21 protein-coding genes and 1 tRNA gene are annotated in these 18,217 nt (G+C 61.5%); 5 read left to right on the top strand and 17 right to left on the bottom strand.

Translation table 11 applies throughout. The features are described 5' to 3' along the window. Positions 1-2 precede the first annotated feature (2 nt). The 6 genes from ACRQ1B_RS14275 to ACRQ1B_RS14250 form a co-directional block, all read right to left on the bottom strand. A complete protein-coding gene (locus ACRQ1B_RS14275) occupies positions 3-1,025 on the bottom strand; it encodes a LacI family DNA-binding transcriptional regulator (protein WP_432294352.1) in 1,023 nt (340 codons plus the stop codon). Then, a complete protein-coding gene (locus ACRQ1B_RS14270) occupies positions 1,022-1,633 on the bottom strand; it encodes a dual specificity protein phosphatase family protein (protein WP_432294351.1) in 612 nt (203 codons plus the stop codon). Before ACRQ1B_RS14270 ends, ACRQ1B_RS14275 begins: the two co-directional genes overlap by 4 nt. Continuing rightward, positions 1,630-2,451: an inositol monophosphatase family protein gene (locus ACRQ1B_RS14265; RefSeq protein ID WP_432294350.1), complete on the bottom strand. Its 822-nt coding sequence runs from the start codon at positions 2,449-2,451 to the stop codon at positions 1,630-1,632. Before ACRQ1B_RS14265 ends, ACRQ1B_RS14270 begins: the two co-directional genes overlap by 4 nt. Positions 2,452-2,534: 83 nt before the next feature. Next, complete coding sequence (locus tag ACRQ1B_RS14260; RefSeq protein WP_432294349.1) at positions 2,535-3,653, bottom strand: ABC transporter substrate-binding protein; 1,119 nt, start codon at positions 3,651-3,653, stop codon at positions 2,535-2,537. 42 nt (positions 3,654-3,695) lie between these two features. Further along, positions 3,696-4,838, bottom strand: coding sequence for an ABC transporter ATP-binding protein (locus ACRQ1B_RS14255; protein ID WP_432294348.1), 1,143 nt, complete (start codon positions 4,836-4,838; stop codon positions 3,696-3,698). Position 4,839: 1 nt separating this feature from the next. Then, the gene (locus ACRQ1B_RS14250) at positions 4,840-6,669 is read right to left on the bottom strand and encodes an ABC transporter permease (RefSeq protein ID WP_432294347.1); all 1,830 of its coding nucleotides are present in this window, start codon (positions 6,667-6,669) and stop codon (positions 4,840-4,842) included. A 365-nt stretch (positions 6,670-7,034) separates the two neighbouring features. On the opposite strand from ACRQ1B_RS14250, the gene ACRQ1B_RS14245 reads away from it, so the two are divergent. The 5 genes from ACRQ1B_RS14245 (at position 7,035) to ACRQ1B_RS14225 (ending at position 9,466) form a co-directional block, all read left to right on the top strand. After that, a complete protein-coding gene (locus ACRQ1B_RS14245) occupies positions 7,035-7,391 on the top strand; it encodes a hypothetical protein (RefSeq protein ID WP_432294346.1) in 357 nt (118 codons plus the stop codon). A 133-nt stretch (positions 7,392-7,524) separates the two neighbouring features. Further along, on the top strand, positions 7,525-8,013 hold the full coding sequence (locus ACRQ1B_RS14240) for a copper chaperone PCu(A)C (protein WP_432294344.1): 489 nt from the start codon (positions 7,525-7,527) through the stop codon (positions 8,011-8,013). Further along, the gene (locus ACRQ1B_RS14235) at positions 8,010-8,597 is read left to right on the top strand and encodes an SCO family protein (RefSeq protein WP_432294343.1); all 588 of its coding nucleotides are present in this window, start codon (positions 8,010-8,012) and stop codon (positions 8,595-8,597) included. The genes ACRQ1B_RS14240 and ACRQ1B_RS14235 overlap by 4 nt, the downstream gene beginning before the upstream one ends. Before the next feature lie 210 nt (positions 8,598-8,807). Further along, positions 8,808-8,882 (top strand) — tRNA-Gln (locus ACRQ1B_RS14230). A 122-nt stretch (positions 8,883-9,004) separates the two neighbouring features. Continuing rightward, positions 9,005-9,466: a hypothetical protein gene (locus ACRQ1B_RS14225; protein WP_432294342.1), complete on the top strand. Its 462-nt coding sequence runs from the start codon at positions 9,005-9,007 to the stop codon at positions 9,464-9,466. Between the two features lie 89 nt (positions 9,467-9,555). On the opposite strand, the gene ACRQ1B_RS14220 is transcribed toward ACRQ1B_RS14225, so the two are convergent. From ACRQ1B_RS14220 to ACRQ1B_RS14170, 11 genes are read right to left on the bottom strand one after another with little or no spacing between them, the layout of a single operon-like run. Beyond that, entirely contained in the window at positions 9,556-11,154 is a 1,599-nt protein-coding gene (locus tag ACRQ1B_RS14220) for a hypothetical protein (protein ID WP_432294341.1), read from the bottom strand. Beyond that, on the bottom strand, positions 11,151-11,978 hold the full coding sequence (gene sctT / locus ACRQ1B_RS14215) for a type III secretion system export apparatus subunit SctT (protein ID WP_432294340.1): 828 nt from the start codon (positions 11,976-11,978) through the stop codon (positions 11,151-11,153). Before sctT ends, ACRQ1B_RS14220 begins: the two co-directional genes overlap by 4 nt. Before the next feature lie 8 nt (positions 11,979-11,986). Continuing rightward, complete coding sequence (locus ACRQ1B_RS14210) at positions 11,987-12,256, bottom strand: EscS/YscS/HrcS family type III secretion system export apparatus protein (protein ID WP_432294339.1); 270 nt, start codon at positions 12,254-12,256, stop codon at positions 11,987-11,989. A gap of 3 nt (positions 12,257-12,259) precedes the next feature. After that, positions 12,260-12,916, bottom strand: a complete 657-nt coding sequence (gene sctR, locus ACRQ1B_RS14205; RefSeq protein ID WP_432294338.1) for a type III secretion system export apparatus subunit SctR — start codon at positions 12,914-12,916, stop codon at positions 12,260-12,262. Then, a complete protein-coding gene (locus ACRQ1B_RS14200; protein WP_432294337.1) occupies positions 12,913-13,953 on the bottom strand; it encodes a FliM/FliN family flagellar motor switch protein in 1,041 nt (346 codons plus the stop codon). The genes sctR and ACRQ1B_RS14200 overlap by 4 nt, the downstream gene beginning before the upstream one ends. Continuing rightward, positions 13,947-14,432 (bottom strand): type III secretion system stalk subunit SctO, encoded by a 486-nt coding sequence (gene sctO / locus ACRQ1B_RS14195; RefSeq protein ID WP_432294336.1) that lies wholly within the window; start codon positions 14,430-14,432, stop codon positions 13,947-13,949. The genes ACRQ1B_RS14200 and sctO overlap by 7 nt, the downstream gene beginning before the upstream one ends. Beyond that, on the bottom strand, positions 14,429-15,769 hold the full coding sequence (locus ACRQ1B_RS14190; protein WP_432294335.1) for a FliI/YscN family ATPase: 1,341 nt from the start codon (positions 15,767-15,769) through the stop codon (positions 14,429-14,431). The genes sctO and ACRQ1B_RS14190 overlap by 4 nt, the downstream gene beginning before the upstream one ends. Beyond that, complete coding sequence (gene sctL, locus ACRQ1B_RS14185) at positions 15,766-16,353, bottom strand: type III secretion system stator protein SctL (protein ID WP_432294334.1); 588 nt, start codon at positions 16,351-16,353, stop codon at positions 15,766-15,768. Before sctL ends, ACRQ1B_RS14190 begins: the two co-directional genes overlap by 4 nt. Positions 16,354-16,358: 5 nt before the next feature. Further along, positions 16,359-16,943: a hypothetical protein gene (locus tag ACRQ1B_RS14180; protein WP_432294333.1), complete on the bottom strand. Its 585-nt coding sequence runs from the start codon at positions 16,941-16,943 to the stop codon at positions 16,359-16,361. Beyond that, positions 16,940-17,764 (bottom strand): type III secretion system inner membrane ring lipoprotein SctJ, encoded by an 825-nt coding sequence (gene sctJ, locus ACRQ1B_RS14175; protein WP_432294332.1) that lies wholly within the window; start codon positions 17,762-17,764, stop codon positions 16,940-16,942. Before sctJ ends, ACRQ1B_RS14180 begins: the two co-directional genes overlap by 4 nt. Beyond that, on the bottom strand, positions 17,764-18,216 hold the full coding sequence (locus tag ACRQ1B_RS14170; RefSeq protein WP_432294331.1) for a hypothetical protein: 453 nt from the start codon (positions 18,214-18,216) through the stop codon (positions 17,764-17,766). Before ACRQ1B_RS14170 ends, sctJ begins: the two co-directional genes overlap by 1 nt. Between the last annotated feature and the right edge of the window lies 1 nt (position 18,217).

Genomic DNA, 18,217 nt, shown 5'->3' with positions numbered 1-18,217 from the left:
CTTTACGGTCCCGAGCGAACCGTCTTTCGCCATACCGGCAGCGCCTTCAAGGTCGTATTGGCGCCAGCCTGCCCGGCCTCCCGCCCATCGGTCACGCCTTGAGCAATGATCTCCGCCATTTCCTCGATCGGCTGGCGAAAGGTCGTCAAGGCATATCCCTCCCAGCCGGCCTGTTCGATATCGTCGAACCCGAGCACACAGAGATCCCTCGGAATGGTCATGCCGAAATCCTGTCGCGCGACATCCATGAAACCGCAGGCGAGAAGATCGGTGACGCAGAACACCGCATCCGGCCGGGCCGCCCCCGGCAGCAACAGGCGCGCGGCTTCAGCACCGCTGCGATAGCTGGTTGCCCCCGCCTTGATCAGTTGCGGCGGCGCGAATCCGGCATCCACGATGGCAGCGCTGAACAGCTGCTCTCTTGCCAGCAGGCTCGGCGAATTGTTGGTCGATGAGACGATGGCAAACGACCGGCACCCGGCGCGCACCAGCATATGCCGCGCATCGTTCATGGCGCTGCGATGGTCGAGATTGATGTGATCCGCCTCCTCGATCTGCCCCTGCCGGTTGATGAGGATGACATGCTGGCCGCTTTCGATGCAGGTGCGCACCAGCGAAACCGGCGGAGCACCCGACAGAACGATGCTGGCGGAGGCGCGATAATTCAGCGTCTGATGCAGGGCGGCGCGTGAATCCGCCTCGTCGCCGGCTGTGTTGATGACCATGACAGCACGCCCGGCCGCCTGTATGCGCCGTGTGAGCGCTTCCAGCAGCGCCGATTGATAGGGCGCATGCAGATCGCCGCCGAGAATACAGATCGGCCGGCTTTTTTCCTGCGAAAGGCCGCGGGCGAGATGATTGACGTGATAGTTCAGCGTTTCGGCGGCCGCCAGAACTTTGCGGCGTGTTTCATCGGAAACACTCGCGCCTGCGGTAAACGTGCGCGATACGGCGGAGCGGGAAACCCCGGCCAGCCGCGCCACCTCGCTTGCGCTTGCAAAACTCTGCGGCGGCCGGTTGGTCATGCGACAACCCTGTCCTTCTTCGCTTCGATGAGACGGATCATATCCGTCGCGCGCTCGGCAGCCCCGATCAGTTCCGGCTTGGGGGTTTCGAACCACTCGTCCGGATGCAGCTGGCGCCTGTCACGGACATGGTCGATGGCGGAATACAGCGTCGGATAGATCTGCGGCATTTGCAGATGCAGGAACAGCGAAACCAGCGAGACCGACCGGCTGCGACCGGCCCGGCAATTGACGAGAACATTGCCCTTGTCCCGATGCGGGTAAGACGGCTTGTCGGGAAATGTCTGGTCGAGCGCGCCACGCAGGAGGTAGTAGCCTGCCATCAGCATCGTATCGGCATTGCCGGCGCCATCGACCAGCCCCAGCTTGTAATAACGCAGGAAACCCGGGCCGGAAACCAGTTCGGCATCATCGGCCGGCTGATCGCCACCCACCAGATTGACGTCGAAATTGACCGCGCAATTGACGATCACCTTGATGCCATGACGGTTCAGAAGCGTCGGCGTGCTGACGGCCTCGCGGCCACCGATATAAAGATCGACATCCCAGCCCGGCAGGTTCTTCTGGATCAGGCTCAGATGCGGACGCTCGTAATGGGGGGCGCTCATGCAGCCTCTCCCTTCCGCTCTGTCCGACCAAGCGGAATTGCCATCGCCGCCGAAAAATCCGCGGCAATGCCGGGTGCTGCGGCAAAGATCGCTCCACCCGCCAACAGTTCGTTTTCGCTCGCCGGATAGGTGCCGGTCACACCACCGGCTTCGCGCACCATCAGCAGGCCGGCAAGGCAATCCCAGGCATGCATGTGCTGTTCGGCATATCCATCCGTTCGGCCCTCTGCCACCCAGGCGATCGCCAGCGCACCGGATGCACCACGACGGATATTGGCACCATTGCCGAGCACCCGTTGCTGTGCCACCAGATAATTTTCCGTCGTCACCCGCGGAGACCAGCCGATTTCAACCGAGGCATTGCCGATGGCGTCCGTCGCCGCCACCGATATCGGCTTGCCGTTCTTGCTCGCCCCTTCACCCTTGCGGGCAAAATAGAATTCGTTCGACGCCGGATTGAAGATGGCGCCGAGCAGCGGCTCACCCTTGACGCAGAAAGCGATGGACACGCAAAAATGCGGAATGCCGCGCGCGAAATTGGCGGTGCCGTCGATTGGATCGATCACCCACAACTCTTGCGCCAGAACACCGCCGGCCTCTTCGCCGAGAACGCCATCCTGCGGAAATGCATCGGCAATTGCCGCACGCACATGGTTCTCCACGGCGCCATCGGCCTCGGTCAGAAAATCCTGGCGCCCCTTGAGGGTGAAATCGCCCGGCTTGCGGGTGCGGAAAGCTTCGAGCGCCAGCGCTCCGGCGGAGGCGGTAACAGCGCGCAAAAAGCTTTCGCGTTGGTTCAGTTCATCGACAGTCAGCATGGGGTCTTTCGGCAGCGGGCAGAGGGATGACGGGGCATCGCGAATACGAACCCCGTCATGTTTCGATCAGCAATATGCGGCGATTATTTCTTGTAGTTCAAGGACCAAAGGTCCTGCCAGTCCTGACGGCCTTCCCAATCGGCCTTGCCGGTGGACGCGTCATAGGTGAGGATCTGCTCCCTGATCTTACCGACGCCCGAAGCTTCGTCCGCCGGCAGTTCGATGGTGGAGTTGGTCGACATCTTGCCGTCGATCGCCTGGGCCGCCATGCCTTCCTCCGTCATCATGTAATGCAGGAACAGTTTTGCGGCATTCGGGCTCTTCGTGCCCTTGGCAATGAGGCCGAGCGACGGATAGCTCCAGCCCGCATGCGGGTTGATGCCGGCGCAGAGACCGAGCTTCATGCCGTCCTTGTTGTCGCGGAACTTTGCCGTCGACAGGAGGCCGACAAAGCTCTCCTTGGTGTCCGGCGCGCCGACCGCTTCGGCGGCAGAGCTGTCGCTGTCGGTCAGAAGCGGGCCGTTGGCAGCCAGTGCCTTCACCCAGGCGGCCGTTGCACTGGCCTCGTCCGTTTCCAGCGGCTTGCCGTACTGGGCCTGATAGGCATCGGCGACAGCCTTGTCCGCATGCGCAGACATCTGATTGAACCAATCGGTGTAGGAGGGTTTGCCAAGCGGATCCTGCATGGCCACCTTGCCCTTCCACTCGGCTTCGGTCAGCTGCCAGATATTGGTGATCGGGCATTTGTCGTGCAGTGCGGTGTTGTAGCTCCAGACATTCGGCTCGAGATAAACGACCAGCGGCTTCTGGTAGATGGCCGGGATGTCCTTGGCCAGATCGGTCGGCACCCAGCTTTCGGCATAACCGGTTTCGACCAGCTGCGAAATGCCGGCCGGCGCATCGAGCAGGATCATCACGTCGGCCTTGATATTATTGGCCTGCGCTTCGCGGATGGCAATTTCCAGCGTGTCCGGCGCATTCGCCTTGATGCCGGTGGCCTTCACGCCGTATTTTTCGGAAAAGGTTTTGGCCTGGGCAACGATCTTGCCGCTCGAATTGTAGACGGTGATCGGCGCTTCCTTTTTGGCAGCCTCGATCAGGGCATTGAGATCGAATTTTTCCTCGGCGCCGGCGTTTGCGGCGCCCAAAGAAACGGCGGCGGAAAGCATCAGCGCGGAAATCAGAGTGCGGGAAATTCTCATCGGTATTCCTTTGAGTGATAAAACGAAGGATTGGTGAGGACGTTATGCGGGTAAAAGCGCCGGCCGGCTGATGCCGGCTGGCTGTGCCGCGCTTGCGGCGCGGATTTCGCTTGCCTCGATGCGCCGACCAGCGGCATCGAACAGGTGCAGGCCTTCCGGCCTTGCAAAACAGTCGACCATGTCGCCGGCTTGCGCCGTCGGGCGGATATGGGTTGCGTGAAAAAGCCGTTCGTCCCCCAGCGACAGCTCCATGATCCAGCTGCCGCCGGTGGGCATGACACTTTCGAGCCGCAACGCGCCGAGAGACACCGCATCCGTCACTTCCGACAGGGCAATTTCTTCAGGCCGGATACCGACCGCCGCCGCACCCGAAAGCGGTGGCCGGCTGAACAGACGCGAGGCGAGACCGCCCGGCGCGGGATTGCCGTCGAGCGCGATCATGTTGATCGGCGGATTGCCGATGAATTCGGCCACGAACCGGTTAACCGGTCGAGAATAGATATCGTCCGGCGAGCCCACCTGCTGCAACCGGCCACCGTTCATCACCGCAATCGTGGTGGCGAGCGTCATCGCCTCCCACTGGTCGTGGGTCACGAACACGATCGTGGTGCGGAATTCCTCATGCAGCCGGCGAAGTTCTGCCCGCATCTCAAGCCTGAGTGCGGCATCGAGATTGGACAAAGGTTCATCCAGCAGCAGGATGTCCGGGTTGACCGCAAGCATGCGGGCAAGTGCCACGCGCTGCTGCTGGCCACCGGAAAGCTGCGACGGATAACGCGCCGCGTAATCGCGGATACGCAGCTTTTCCATCACGTCATTCACTTTGGCGCGGCGCTCCGCCTCCGGCAGCTTGCGCAGGCGCAGCCCGAAATCGATGTTGCGCTCCACGGTCATATGCGGCCAAAGCGCGTAAGACTGGAACACAAGGCCAAGGCGACGCTGTTCCGGCGGGATGAAGGTACCGCTGCCGAGACTGTCGACCACGCGGTCACCGATGGCGATCTCGCCACCGCTCAGGTGCTCCAGGCCGGCAATCATCCGCAATGTCGTCGTCTTGCCGCAGCCGGATGGGCCGAGCAGACACATGAACTCGCCGTCCGATATGGTGAGGTTCAGATCATCGACCGCCGGCTGGCCATGGCCGCCATAATTCTTGGCCACATGGGTGAGTGTGATATCGGGCATGTCAGCTCTCCAGACCCTTGGCGATGCCGTTACCGGTCAGACGATTGATGAGGATGGTGCCGGCGAGCGCCAGAAGCGCGATCATCAGCACGACAGCATTGGCGGCCTGGGTGTAGTTGTAATCCACGAGACGCAGCGAATAGGTGGTCAGCACATCGGTGGCCGGCACGGCGAGGATGATGAACAGGCTCACCCCCTTGATGCCGGAAATGAACGGCAGCAGGATCGCACTCGCCAAAGCCCGCTTCTGGATCGGCAGGACGATGCTGACCATGCGCCGCCACCAGCCGGCGCCGGCTACACGCGCCGCCTCTTCCGGCTCCTTGCCGAGCTGCGCCATCGCGGCAATGCCGGAACGCGAGGCGAACGGCATCTGGTCGGCAATCAGCGCCAGAATAAGGATGATCGAGGCTCCATAAAGCGCCGGGATGGGGCCGCGCGGCACGGCAAACAGCGTCAGGGTTGCCGCGGCAAAAGCGATGCCGGGCACCAGATAGGGCATGAAGGTGATCTGCCGCAGGAAAGCACTGAGCGAGGCGAACGGGCTGCGGATGACGACATAACCGACGAGCAGGCCCAGCACGCCGGATGCCAGCGAAGCCGCGCCGATGATCACCAGCGTGTTGAGACCGGCCATCCAGAATTCGGGCGTCAGCAAAATGCCGTTGCGCAGCGCGACCGTATCGAGGTTCGAGCCGATCCAGTAATCGAAGGTGAAGTTTTCGGGCGTGAAACGGCCCGGCACCCGCATGATGGTGGACAGGAAAAGTGTCAGAAGCGGCACGACCACACCGACGGCAAAAAACGCGAAGGCAAAAGCCGTGGCCGGAAGCTGCCAGCGACCGAGCGGGCGGCGGCGATCCATCGCACCCTTGCCGCCGACAATGGCGAAACGCCGTGCTTCGCGCATCATCCGCGTGTCGATGTAGAGGGTGAGCACGCCGATCACCATGATCACGGCCGCCATCACCGCCGCCATGCCGGTCTGCCGCGTCGAGATCGCCCGGTAAAGCGAGGTCGACAGTGTATCGAAACCGACCGGTAGGCCGAGCACGTACGGCACGGCAAACTCACCGATACAATCCGCGAAGATCAGAAGCCCGCAGGAAAGCAGCGCCGGACGCATCAGCGGCAGCACGATCTGAAACGCCACGCGACGGCGGCTGGCACCGAGAATGCGGGCGGAATCCTCCAGCTGTGCATCGAGCCGCTGCAGGGCGCTGCCGAGAATGATGATGACGAAGGGCGCGTAGTGCAAAGACAGGATGACGATCATCGGAAGGCGGCCATAGGCCAGCCAGTCCGGTGTCGCAAAACCCAGATTTTCCAGCCAGCCCGGCTGCCCACCGACGGTGCGGTTCTTGAAGATCGTCGTCCAGGCCAGCGCCAGCGTCCATGTGGGCAGCATGAAGGGAATGATCAGCGCCGTCGCAAACCAGCTGCGGCCCGGCAGTTCGGTCCTGTTGATCAGCCAGGCGAGCACCCCGCCGGCCGACATCGACAGGATGATTGCGCCCGCTGCCACCGAAGCGGTGTTGAGAAGCGGCTGCCACAACAGAATGGACGACATGCGCGAGGCAAAGGCGCGTGTCAGATAATAGAGCGTGAAGGCACCTTCCGGCGCCCGCGTGCGGGCGGCATCGCCGATCTGCACGATGGCGACATTGACGAGAATAGAGATGACCGGCGCGAGGATGAGAAACGAAAAGAGAAGGGCCAGGCCAAGGCCGATCGCAATCACCGGGTCGCGGCTCGCCACCGCAAGCCGGTGACGAATCCGCTGATAACGGGTGGTCGCGCCGGACACCGCCTCTCTGTCGATCATCACCATGATGGTCGCCCCTTCTCTCTTCTATTGAGGCCGGACCATAAAAACGGTCGATGACAGCGAGATGACAATTTGCACATATGTGCACATCTGTTTCGATTATCGAACGGGCTTCATAATGCTTGAAATCTGGACACTGTGAACAATTAGTTCCGTATCGTTCAGAACGATAACCGGCTAAAATTGCTCATAGTCGCAACGCGAATGAGCGCCGAAGCAGACCGCTTCGGTGGCGGCAGCCGAGATTCAGCGTCAAACCGCCGCATCCTGGCTTTACGCAGCTCGGTGACATCGCGGCGGCTTTGTGGCATTGAGATCGCATGAGGGCGATCAGGCAAATCCTATCCGACAGGATACTGGCCACCGCAATGGCGGTGATCATCGCTTATGTGCTCGTTCTGCAGGCGTTGACGGGCGGTTATGCCCGCGCATCAACAATCAGCCCGGCCGAAAATCCGTTCCACGCGATTTGCGCATCAACGGGCATTGTCGACAATGCTTCGGAGAAAAACGACAATCCGCTCAGGAAGAGCGTGGAATGCCCGTGCGCGATGCTCTGCCGCCTCGCCAATTCTGCGATGCCCGCCATTCTTCCCGGCATCGCCGTCGTCGTCCGTTCGGCAGTGCTGGCCGACGGTCCGGAACCGCATCAGGCGGATATCGCCGTTCTATCGCCGCAGCGCCGCCTGCTGGCCGAACCGCGCGCCCCACCGGCCAAATCCTGAGAAATCCGCGTGTTCACATCCGCTCTCAGGAGACATGCCCAAGGCGGTATCTCTCGTTTCATATTCGCGCTCCCCTCGCCTGCCGGGCAACACACCGCATACGAACCGGCCGAGCGCATTTTTGGAGGACATTATGCTCAGGAAACACATCGGCATCTATGCCGCACTCGGCTCCATTCTGGCTTTCGCACCCGCCCAGGCGCATGAATTCAAGGTCGGCCAGATCGAGATCGGCCATCCCTATTCACGCGCCATGCTGCCTGTCGCCAAGGTCGGCGGCGGTTATCTGAAGATCACCAATGCGGGCGATGCCGATCGCCTCGTCAGCGCCAGCTCGGAGCGGGCGAGCAGCGTCGAGTTTCACGAAATGAAGATGAACGGCACCGTCATGGAAATGCGCGAACTGCAAGGTGGCATTGCCGTTCCCGCCAGATCCACGGTCGAATTGAAGCCCGGCGGTTATCATGTGATGTTCATGAATGTTGCAAAACCCTTCAAGGAAGGGGAGATGGTGAAGGCGACGCTCGTTTTCGAAAAGGCCGGCCCTGTCGATGTCGAGTTTGCCGTGGGACCGGTTGCCGGCGACAAGGGCCATGATGCGCATGCGGAGCATGGGAAATGACGTCTAAAAATCCGTTCATGCTGGTCGCCGGCACGGTTTCGGGCATTTTTGTGCTTGTCCTGGTCGGCGTCATGGTGTGGATGTCCAAGGATACGCCGCGTGCGGGCACGTTCGGCGCCGCCTTCTCCCTGGTCAACGACCGGGGAGAAACGGTCGATCAATCCATGTTCAAGGGCAATCCGTCGCTCGTCTATTTCGGTTATACCCATTGCCCTGAGGTCTGCCCCACCACGCTTTACGAGGTGGCGGGCTATTTGAATCAACTGGGTGAGGAGGGCGAGCCGCTCAAGGCCTACCTTTTCACGGTCGATCCCGAACGAGACACGCCCGACATCATGAAGGGTTACGTCACCGCATTTTCCGACCGGATCACCGGCGTGACGGGAAATCTCGACGAGATGCGCAAGGTCATCGCCGGATGGAAGGCATTTGCGCAGAAACGCCCCAACCCGAGCGGTGGTTATTCCATGAACCACACGATGGATCTCTTCCTGATCGGTGCCGATGGCCGATTGAAGGGCCTTATCCCCTATGGTGCGGATTCGGACGAAGCCGTGGAAAAAATCCGCAGCGCGCTTCTCTGATCGATGACACCGGTGCCGCCGGCCCATGCTGCGGCGGCACCTGAAAACCCGGCCCCTTGAAGGGCGGCATGTTCGCCGCTCACACCACCGGCAATATCGAAAAAAGCTTTGACCTGCGGATTGCCGATGTCTCAAAGCTTTGCTAAGGGGTGGCACCGTTTCGACCGGTTGCAAGAATCTTCGCTTGAGCGGAGTGATCCGGTCTGTTGATGGGGCGTCGCCAAGCGGTAAGGCACCGGTTTTTGGTACCGGCATTCCCAGGTTCGAATCCTGGCGCCCCAGCCACTGCTCATCGATAAATTCCTGCCCCGTCGCGCCTTCAAAGAAAGTGCCGCATCAGCTTCATACCAGCGTCATGCGGGTGGTTAATAGATCTTAACGGTCTTGAAGCCAAAGGAAGGATTCCCATGTCTGTCACTTTGCCCGCCGGCGTTTCGTCACTTTCACAAACAAATCATTCCGCATCTTTCGAGCAGAAGCTCAATGCAGCAAAATCCAGCCAGGTTCTGGTCGAATACCTGAAGGAAAACGGCAAGTCCGCGATCAATGAGCGCGAGCTTTCCGACCTTGCCAACAACACCAATGGCAATGTCTCGTCCGAAGTTTCGGCCGCGGCATCCTACATGGTCCGTCATGAGGACGTGTTTACCGCGATCGAAACCCATGATGTGGCCGGCGAAGATGGCCTGTCCGGCGTCTGGAACCTCGAATGGGCCGCCGCCGGTGGTCTGGAAGGTTCATCCGTCGAAGCCATCGCCGCCATGACCGAAGCTTTTGATCGCGCCATCGGTGCCTCGGCCAAGATCACCGAGATCACCACCGAGAGCAAGACCGAGCTCGACGCCACCAAGCAGCGCGCGCAGAACTGATTTTTTGAATGCAGTCAGCCGGCGGAAGAGATTGTTCCGCCGGTTTACCTTCCCCGCCGAACAGGCTGCGCAGGGCAGAATCGTTCCGCTCACACCTGCATGTCGTCATCGCCGAAACCGATGACGTCGGGTGTTGCGGCCATCACGAACTGGCCGTTCAAAAAGCCCAGCAAGCGCTGGAATGCCCGTCCATGGGTCTGCATCTGTTCGAAATTCTCAAGCGCCGTCCAGCCCGATCCCAGCATCAGGGCGTTGTCGTTGAGCGCGCTCAGCTCTGCCAGAAAGGCGGCGCGCGGCGCATCGAAGCCGATACCCGTCAGCGTCAGCCGAACCATCTCAATCGTCGGCTCGTCATCACCGCCAAGATCGACGGCAGCGGTTCGGCGAATGTCCCGCATGGCCGTCCGGCTTCCGGCAACGGCCGCAAACATGCTCGGGCTTGCGAGCAAGTGCGAACGAACCTCCCCGAGGCGGGGATCGATCGTTTCCGCAGAAAGATCACGAAGCGCGCGAAAGGCCTCAAGCCCCGCCTGTTCGAAGCGCTCAAGCCGCGGCGCCATGTCGCCAAGCAGGTCAGGCTGGCGGCTGAGGAAGGCGGCGAGGCGCGCAATCGCCTGATCTTCTCCCATATCGCGCCATGAAAGCCATTCGAGGCAGAGCGGACCGGCCGTTTTCACGACATCGGAATAGGCGGCATCAATGCGTGCATTCAGATCCGCAAAAGCCGAAACCATCAGCGCCACCAGCGTTTTTGCCCGGGACGGATTTTCGTCACGATGCGCGAGTTCGGCGGCAACGGCCAGCACCAGCCGAACACCGGCCCCGATGGCGATGGTGCGCGTGAGGCCGGAAAATGTGGCGTTGTCGTTCTGATTGGCAGGCGACAGTATGATCGCGCAAAGATCCTGCAGCAAACGCATTGATGACGGTGATCGCGGATCCCTGTCCACGGCAGCAGTCACATGCGCGAGCACGAGCGCCATTTTCGCATCACGCGGTTTTTCATCCGTCACGCCAGGCGAATTTTCACCACGAACCGCCTGTTCCACAATCCTGGCGATGACAGGCGCTGAATGATCGAGCAGCACGGAAACCTGTTCGGCAGGCATCGCACGCACGGCGGCATGCAGTTTTTGCGCCGCGCCCACAGGTCCGGACGTCGCCAATCCCTGCTCCACGTCCGCCGCAGCCGTTTCGACCGCCTGTCTCTTCGACGTTTCCCTGGTTGCCGGCGCGAGGATGACCTCCGCTTCGCCCTGCCATTCGGCGCTCTGTCCTGCCTGTATCGGCGACGTGTTTTTTGTCTCGCCGCTCGCGCTCGCAGAGGCTGGGAAGGTTACTCCGCCGCCATCCGTGTTCAGCCTGCCGCCAAACTCGGCTTTTGCAGATCGAGGGCTTTGCGGAGACACATCGGCGAGTTCTTCCGCTTCGCTCCCGGCACGCCTCATGTGGGCAGTGTCCGTTCTGCCATCCCGCAAAACGGATGCGCGCTGCATGAGGTCAGCAGGACCGGCCAATGTCGAGAGGGCCGTGCCGGAGGAAAGCTGTTGCCGGACATGCCCATCGGATGCCCCCTCCCCCTTTTCCAGGTCTTCTATTTCCGCCCAGTTCTTCTGGCTGGCGGATTCGGAAAACGTATGACTGAGGCCGAGCAGACCCTCGAGTGCTGGCAGAATGGGAGTGTTCATAAGGCACCCTCGCCACTGGTGACAAAACCACGCAGGATTTCGAACGTGCCGCGCATCGCACCGATCTGGTCGAGCAGCAGCGGCACCATGAAACTCAAGTACAACACCATCAGAAACGAGAACATCAGGTTCTTCACGGCCAAGGATAGATCGAAAACGTGAAGCTGTGATGCCATGCGCGACAGAAAGGCCATCATGATATCGACGATCAGGATGGCAATCACCAGCGGCGCAATGATCAGAGCACCGATCTGCATGATACGGTCGAGCACACGCAGGATGCCGACAAAGGCGGCGGGATCGAGCACCGGTGAAAAACTGGCGGCCGGCCAAAGTTCGTAACTGCGGTAAAAACCATCCAGCAACAGCATGAAGCCGCCAGACATGAAGAACAGCGCCAGAAGCGAAATGGTAAGCAGCGTTGCGGTGACGGAGGATTCACCGGCAGAGGATGGATCGACAAGCTGCGACATGGTGGAGCCGCGCTGCAGGTCGATCAGGTCGCCCGCCACTTCCGCCGCCCAGAACGGAATGCCGAATGCCAGCCCGATCAACGCGCCGACCACCATTTCCTTGATCAGCAGACCGGCAAGATCGAAACTGGTCGGCTGGCCGTTGAGCGCAAGCTGCTGGAAGATCGGAAAGATCATCGGCAGCGAGATGGCGAAGGCCACGGAGGAGCGGATCATGCCGGTGAGGCCGAGCCGCGTGAAGGCCGGCGTCAGCATGATCATGCCGAGCGCACGGGCAATCGCGATCGAGGCCGCGACGAGCACGGGATAGGCAAACTCGGTAAGCGCTGCCGTGACCGCCGCAAGGTTCATCGCTGCACCTACCGTGTCAGCGAGGCGAAACTGTCCAGCGACTGGCTGGCGAGCGCACCCACCTGTGCGGCCAGAAGCGGGCCGACAAAGATCAGCACCAGCATGACGGCCACCAGTTTTACCGCCTGCGGCAGTGTCTGGTCCTGTATCTGCGTCAATGCCTGAATGAGACCGACGGCGACGCCGATGACGATGGCAACGCCGAGCGCGGGCGCCGACACGATCAGCACCGTCACCAGCGCCCGGTTCATCTCATTGAGAAAGATTTCCTGGCCCATCGGCTATCCTCCATAGCTCAGGATCAGTCCGTGCATCAGCCGCGACCAGCCCTCCACCGCCACGAACAGGAAGATCTTCAGCGGAATGGAAATGAGCGTCGGCGACACCATCATCATGCCCATCGCCATCAGCACGTTGGCAACGATCAGATCGATGACCAGAAACGGAATGTAGAGAAGAAAGCCGATTTCGAAGGCGCGTGTGAGTTCCGAAGACACGAAGGCCGGGATCAGCACGACGAGATCGTCGTCCTTCAGATCCGCACGTGCTTCGGGTGACCAGACACTTTCGGTCGCTTCGATGAAAAACTGCCGCTCGCGCTCGTTCGCAAAACGCTTAAGATAATCCCGCAGCGGATCAGCCAGCGTTTCACCGACACTGCGCAAACCTTCGACACTTTCGATATCGATCGGCCGGCTCTCCACCGCGCGGTACATGTTGCCGACCAGCGGCGTCGTCACATAAACGGTCAGGATCAGTGCAATGCCGTAGAGCACCAGATTGGGCGGCGATTGCTGGATACCGAGCGCATTGCGGATCAGGAACAGCACGACGGAGATTTTCAAAAATCCCGTCATGGTGACGACCGCCAGCGGCAAAAGACCGATCGTCGAAACGACGATGATGATGGCGATCAGGTTGGGCTGGAATTCTGTCATGATGGCTGGCTGTCTGCGGCTTCGGGCATGAGGGAAACGATACGGACGCCCAGGCCGGCACCGATCATGATCAGTTCACCGCGTCCGAAACGCCGGTTGTCGATAACGAGGTCGACACCGAGATCGTCGAAACAGGACAGCGGCAGAAGCTGGCGCGGCTTCAAAGCGTCGATCGCACCGAGCGTCATGGTGGTGCGCCCGTTTTCGGCGATCAGATGAAGAAGATGCGGGCTATCCTGGCCGGTACGGATATCCGCAAGCGAACCGGCCATGGCACGCGCGCTGCGGTGATGGAAGGGTCCATCCAACTCGATGCCTTCCGACTGGCGCCGGACGGGAGCGACCAGCACGCCACCAAGAGCCGCAACCGGCCGACGGGCGGAGAGCATGACCACATCGCCGGGCCTCAGGCTGTCCAGTTCCTCGACGGAAATATCCTGCGAGCCCGCCTCGATGACGATTTCCACCGTGTCTGCGGAAAAATCCGCCGGCTCTGGCGGCTGCAGCCGATCGAGAAAATCCGCCATGCCAAGCGCAAGCCGGTCCGTCAGCTCGAGCCGCAATGGCAGCATCGCGCCATGCTCGGCCTCGATCGCCATGTCCAGCGAGTGCGGCAGATCCCCCTGCGCTGCCTCTGCGAAACGAATGTCATCACCGACATGCGTCTCGATCCGGCGCAGAAGGTCGAGGCCGGCCAGTTCCAGAAGGAGTGCCCGTTGCGGCGGCTCCTCGTCGATCAGGGCGCCTTTAAGCTTCAACGGCTGCTGCAACCACGCGACCAGCGCATCGGAAAAATGCAGGCGGCCGATATCCTGGCCCATCTCGAAGGCAACCGTGACTGAACGATTGCCTTCGAAAGGCCGTGCCGCATGCAAGGCCACGTTTCGGCCCCCGATCACACAGGCAATCGGCTCACGTGCGCGCGACAGGCGCTCCGGCAATGTCACCGGCTCGGGCTCGCATGGCGTTGCCAGCACGTCGGCCACGCTTGCGCCACCACATCCAAGTCCGAAAAGAGCCCCTGCATCCCTCAGCATGACAACCGCACCCGGTCTGCACTCATCTCTTCCGCTTCCATTTCATGTGCCGCATCGATCCGCGCGAACTCCTGCCGTCTCAGCCGGCTGTCGGCTTCGGCCAGCTTGTCGCGTTCGAACAACCGCTGCCGCCATTCGTCCTGCGCTGCCGTCAGTTCCGTCTCGCACTCGGCAACGGCGCTCACCGCCTCATCACGGCGCGTCAGCAGGGCCTCGCGCTTCTGATCCGATATGCCGAGCCGTTCGCGTGACCGTCCCAGTTCGTTTTCGGAGACAGGCCGCATGCCCATGGCCTCGAAAAACCGCTGTTCCTGCGCGCCGGTCTGCAGATCGTGCTCGGCAATCTCGGCGTCCAGCAGTGCAACGGCACGCTCCGCGTCGCGCAGTCGGGCGGAAGCAACCGACACCGCCGACCTTGCCCTTTCTTCGCGCAGCGAACGCAGGCTCAACAACTGCGAGAGATCGGAAAGGCCGCTCATGAAACGATATCCTTCATGCGCTGGAGCGTTGCCTGCATGTCGCAGATCTCATCAGACGGCTGGCGCAAAAAGGCCTCGATTGCGGCGTGACGGCTGACGGCAGCATCCGCGCGCGCATCGCTGCCGGCCTTGTATTCGCCGACACGCAACAGAAGCTCGATATCGCGATAAGCCGCCATGTTCTCGCGTATCCTGGCGGCAAGATCATTGTGTCCGGTCGACGCGACGGTGTTCATCAGCCGGCTGCGGCTTTTCAGGACGTCGATCGCCGGAAAGTGGTTGCGCTGCGCCAGTTCGGCGGACAGCACGATATGACCGTCGAGAATGGCCTTGGTTTCTTCAGCCACCGGGTCCAGCCCGCCGTCACCCTCGGTCAGAACCGTATAAAGTGCGGTGATCGAACCGCCCCTGCCCGGCCCCGCCCGTTCCAAGAGGCGCGGCAAGGCGGCAAAAAACGAGGGCGGAAAACCACGCCGGGTCGGCGGTTCGCCGGCGGCAAGGCCGATCTCGCGCTGCGCACGGGCAAACCGCGTGACGGAATCCATCAGCAGCAGCACATTGCGCCCCTGATCGCGAAAATATTCGGCAATGGCGGTCGCCACATAGGCGGCCTTGACGCGCTCGATGGCCGGACGATCCGACGTCGCCACCACCGTCACGGACTTTTTGCGCGCTGCGGCGGTCAATTGCACATCCACGAATTCGCGCACTTCGCGGCCACGTTCACCGATCAGCCCGACCACGATGACATCGGCCTCCGTGCCGGCAACGATCGACGCCAGCAGCGAGGATTTACCAACGCCCGGTTCCCCGAAAATGCCGACACGCTGGCCGCGTGCCACCGTCATCAGACCATCGATGGCGCGCACACCAAGACGAAGAGGATGTTCGATGATATCGCGCTTCAGCGCATGCGGCGGATCAGCCTGAACCGGATAGGTTTCGGATGTTGCAAGCATGGCGGCATCAGAGTCCAGCGCCCGCCCCAGAGGATCGATCACGCGACCCAGCAGCGCCTCGCTGACCGGGACGCGCAACGAGCGTCCGGTGGCGATCACTTCCGCCCGCGCCGACATGCCTTCAAGATCGCCGATCGGCGAGAGAACCGCGCGTTCATCCTCGAAACCGATCACTTCCGCCGGCACTTGCCGCCCAGTCACCGGATCGCGCAGATGGCAGAGTTCGCCGATCCGTGCCTGCGGCAGGCTGGCATGCACGATGACGCCGCGAATTTCCCGCACACGCCCGCGTGTCGGCCGCGTATCGACCGAGGATACCGCCAGCGACAGCCGCGGCAGGATGCTTTCGAGATTTTTCGGGCGCGGCATTTCGTTCATGCGCCGCCCCGCTCCTGATACTGGTCCTGCATGGCGGCGCGGATCGCTTCCAACTGCGTATCGATGCCGACATCGATGCTGGTCGAGGCGGTTGTCACCGTACATTGCCGCGCGGACAAATGACGGTCCGCCGCCACCCGCACCGTCAGGGCACCGGACGTCATGGCTTCGAGACGCTGCTGCACCTCACCCAAAATCTCGGGCGCAACATTGACCACAACGGCCTTGTCGTCCCGCAGCCCGTCCAGAGCCTCACGCGCGGCCCGCGCCACAAGCTCTGCATCATCGAACCTGCCGATGACGCGCTCGACGATCTGCATGGCCAGCATGGCGACCATCGGCTCCACCGAGCCGAGATAACGTTCCACATCGGCTTGCGTACGCATCAGAAGCGCCGCAGCCTGTGCCTCACCAGCCTTGCGCCCCTCTTCGCGGCCGGCCTCACGGGCCTTGGCCGCTTCATCCTGAGCACCGGCGCGAATGGCCGCCGCCTCAGTCTTGGCACGCTCCAGAAAGGCGTAACCATCGGTCCAGCATTCAGCCTCCTCCGCGCGGATGATCCGGGCGAGCGGTCTCGTGGGCATCTCCGTCATGCGGCCGAACTCTCGGCAGCGCCAAGACGCCGCATTATGGCCGGGCCGCATTCCTGAAATCTGCCATCGTCCGTCATCGGAACGGCATGGTCGTTCGGCCATTTCAGTCGCACGCGCCGTTTCACTGAAATCGGCAATGCGTCGATCCAGGCGGCAAGACACGACGTACCATCACGTACCACCTCTGCTTCGAGCTGATCGAGATCATCAGTCCTCGCCATGTCCAGAGCCAGATCCGCATGGCGACGCGCATCATCCAGCGCCTCCGGCCCAAACCGCTCGCCAAGTGCTGCCAAAACCGGCCCGCGGATTTCCTGCACAAACTGCCGCGCGTGCAAAACCACGCCGGCACGGATGGCCAGTTTTTCGAGGTTTTCTTGCGAGAGCGCCGAAAGAATTCGATCAGCGTCATCCGCCGTCTCACCCGCATCCCCAAGATCGTAATGTCGCGTGACGATCTCTGCGAGCCGTCCAGAAAACCGGGCATCGCCCAGCAATCCTTCAGGAAGACCATCGGCCCCGACGGTGCGAAAACATGTCGCGATCCGATCCGGATGCATGTCGGCGATGAGAGCGTTCATCGAAAACTCTCCAGCTGATATGTCTTTCGATCACGCTGACGCAGCAGAAGCGCGCCGACACCGACGCCCAAGGCAACAACAAGTCCGACCAACCCGCCAACGATCCACATGGCGCGTGAAACACTGCTTTCCAGCATCCACAGACCGAGGAAAGACACCATAGGCTGGCTTGCGGATGCGGGCGATGCCGCGGCTGCCGCAACCGGAACCACCGAAACCTTGTCATAGGAAAGACCGGCAATGCCGTTGGCAACCAGCGTCTTGATCTGCGGAATGAGCGGATCGATTTTTAACCCCGCCTCGTGACGGATAAACACCGAAGCCGAGGAGGGAGACGCCTCGCGCCGAAGCGGATCATTGTCCGGCAACACGATGTGAATACGGGCAGACAGCACACCATCGATTTCCGACACGGTGCGCGAAAGCTCTTCCGAGAGCGCATAGAGCATTTTGGCGCGTTCCTGCGTCGGCGAGGCAACCAGCCCCTCCTGCTGAAACACTTCGCCCATCGTGGCAAAGGCCTGTTTCGGAAGGCCTGCATCTTCCAGCACCTGCACGGCCTCGCCAAAACGCTCGCCGTCGACAACGACCTTCATCTTGCCATCGTCCTGCAACACGCGACTGGCGGGAATGCCGTTGCGCTGCAGCGTCGCGACCATGGAATTCGCCTCGCGCTCGGCAAGATTGGTGTAGAGATCCTGCTGACAACCCGCGAGCAGAAGTGCGCAGGCTACGAGCGCCGCGCTGCCGAGCTTTTTCAGCGGCGCGGACAGGACTGGGGTGACGAGAGTACGGACAGGCCCCGGATTTTCCATGCGCATCACTGACCGCGCAACAGCGTGTTGGCCGCGCCCGAAACCTGCGTCGTGCCGCGCACGACCATCTGGGTTTCGATCGAGTGATCGAACATCATGCCCAGCGACTGGATCACCTTGTCGATCTGGTTCTGATCGACCGGCAGAGCCGAATTGCGCGTCTGCGAAAGATCGGTCACGCCGGCGCCTTTCGGGCCAAGACTGACGAGTTCGCCTCCAGTCGCCTGTGGCGTGCGCTGGGTCAGGCCGCTGGCGCGCTCGGCAAAACTGCCGCTGCGTTCGAAAAATCCCTGCAGGTTCTGCATCAACTCCTGGCCAAGCTGCGTCGGGCCTGCACTTTCCGGCAGGGCCTTGGCCTGGCTCGCGACATGTTCGAACAGGTTCTGACTGGCCTGCGCGCCCATGTCCTGCACGGCTGTCGGCTGCGGCATGCCCGCAGCCACGATCGGTGTCGTCATC

The organism is Endobacterium panacihumi, assembly GCF_050847465.1.
In the GTDB taxonomy this organism is placed as follows: domain Bacteria; phylum Pseudomonadota; class Alphaproteobacteria; order Rhizobiales; family Rhizobiaceae; genus Neorhizobium; species Neorhizobium panacihumi.
The sequence above is the reverse complement of the archived record's forward strand: the minus strand, read 5'-3'. Positions and strand labels throughout refer to the sequence as shown.

Excerpts from the sequence above, each read along its gene's own strand:
- ACRQ1B_RS14275 (WP_432294352.1), bottom strand. The coding sequence starts at position 1,025 with ATGACCAACCGGCCGCCGCAGAGTTTTGCAAGCGCAAGCGAGGTGGCG.
- ACRQ1B_RS14270 (WP_432294351.1), bottom strand. The coding sequence starts at position 1,633 with ATGAGCGCCCCCCATTACGAGCGTCCGCATCTGAGCCTGATCCAGAAG.
- ACRQ1B_RS14265 (WP_432294350.1), bottom strand. The coding sequence starts at position 2,451 with ATGCTGACTGTCGATGAACTGAACCAACGCGAAAGCTTTTTGCGCGCT.
- ACRQ1B_RS14260 (WP_432294349.1), bottom strand. The coding sequence starts at position 3,653 with ATGAGAATTTCCCGCACTCTGATTTCCGCGCTGATGCTTTCCGCCGCC.
- ACRQ1B_RS14255 (WP_432294348.1), bottom strand. The coding sequence starts at position 4,838 with ATGCCCGATATCACACTCACCCATGTGGCCAAGAATTATGGCGGCCAT.
- ACRQ1B_RS14250 (WP_432294347.1), bottom strand. The coding sequence starts at position 6,669 with ATGGTGATGATCGACAGAGAGGCGGTGTCCGGCGCGACCACCCGTTAT.
- ACRQ1B_RS14245 (WP_432294346.1), top strand. The coding sequence starts at position 7,035 with ATGGCGGTGATCATCGCTTATGTGCTCGTTCTGCAGGCGTTGACGGGC.
- ACRQ1B_RS14240 (WP_432294344.1), top strand. The coding sequence starts at position 7,525 with ATGCTCAGGAAACACATCGGCATCTATGCCGCACTCGGCTCCATTCTG.
- ACRQ1B_RS14235 (WP_432294343.1), top strand. The coding sequence starts at position 8,010 with ATGACGTCTAAAAATCCGTTCATGCTGGTCGCCGGCACGGTTTCGGGC.
- ACRQ1B_RS14225 (WP_432294342.1), top strand. The coding sequence starts at position 9,005 with ATGTCTGTCACTTTGCCCGCCGGCGTTTCGTCACTTTCACAAACAAAT.
- ACRQ1B_RS14220 (WP_432294341.1), bottom strand. The coding sequence starts at position 11,154 with ATGAACACTCCCATTCTGCCAGCACTCGAGGGTCTGCTCGGCCTCAGT.
- sctT (WP_432294340.1), bottom strand. The coding sequence starts at position 11,978 with ATGAACCTTGCGGCGGTCACGGCAGCGCTTACCGAGTTTGCCTATCCC.
- ACRQ1B_RS14210 (WP_432294339.1), bottom strand. The coding sequence starts at position 12,256 with ATGGGCCAGGAAATCTTTCTCAATGAGATGAACCGGGCGCTGGTGACG.
- sctR (WP_432294338.1), bottom strand. The coding sequence starts at position 12,916 with ATGACAGAATTCCAGCCCAACCTGATCGCCATCATCATCGTCGTTTCG.
- ACRQ1B_RS14200 (WP_432294337.1), bottom strand. The coding sequence starts at position 13,953 with ATGCTGAGGGATGCAGGGGCTCTTTTCGGACTTGGATGTGGTGGCGCA.
- sctO (WP_432294336.1), bottom strand. The coding sequence starts at position 14,432 with ATGAGCGGCCTTTCCGATCTCTCGCAGTTGTTGAGCCTGCGTTCGCTG.
- ACRQ1B_RS14190 (WP_432294335.1), bottom strand. The coding sequence starts at position 15,769 with ATGAACGAAATGCCGCGCCCGAAAAATCTCGAAAGCATCCTGCCGCGG.
- sctL (WP_432294334.1), bottom strand. The coding sequence starts at position 16,353 with ATGCCCACGAGACCGCTCGCCCGGATCATCCGCGCGGAGGAGGCTGAA.
- ACRQ1B_RS14180 (WP_432294333.1), bottom strand. The coding sequence starts at position 16,943 with ATGAACGCTCTCATCGCCGACATGCATCCGGATCGGATCGCGACATGT.
- sctJ (WP_432294332.1), bottom strand. The coding sequence starts at position 17,764 with ATGCGCATGGAAAATCCGGGGCCTGTCCGTACTCTCGTCACCCCAGTC.
- ACRQ1B_RS14170 (WP_432294331.1), bottom strand. The coding sequence starts at position 18,216 with ATGACGACACCGATCGTGGCTGCGGGCATGCCGCAGCCGACAGCCGTG.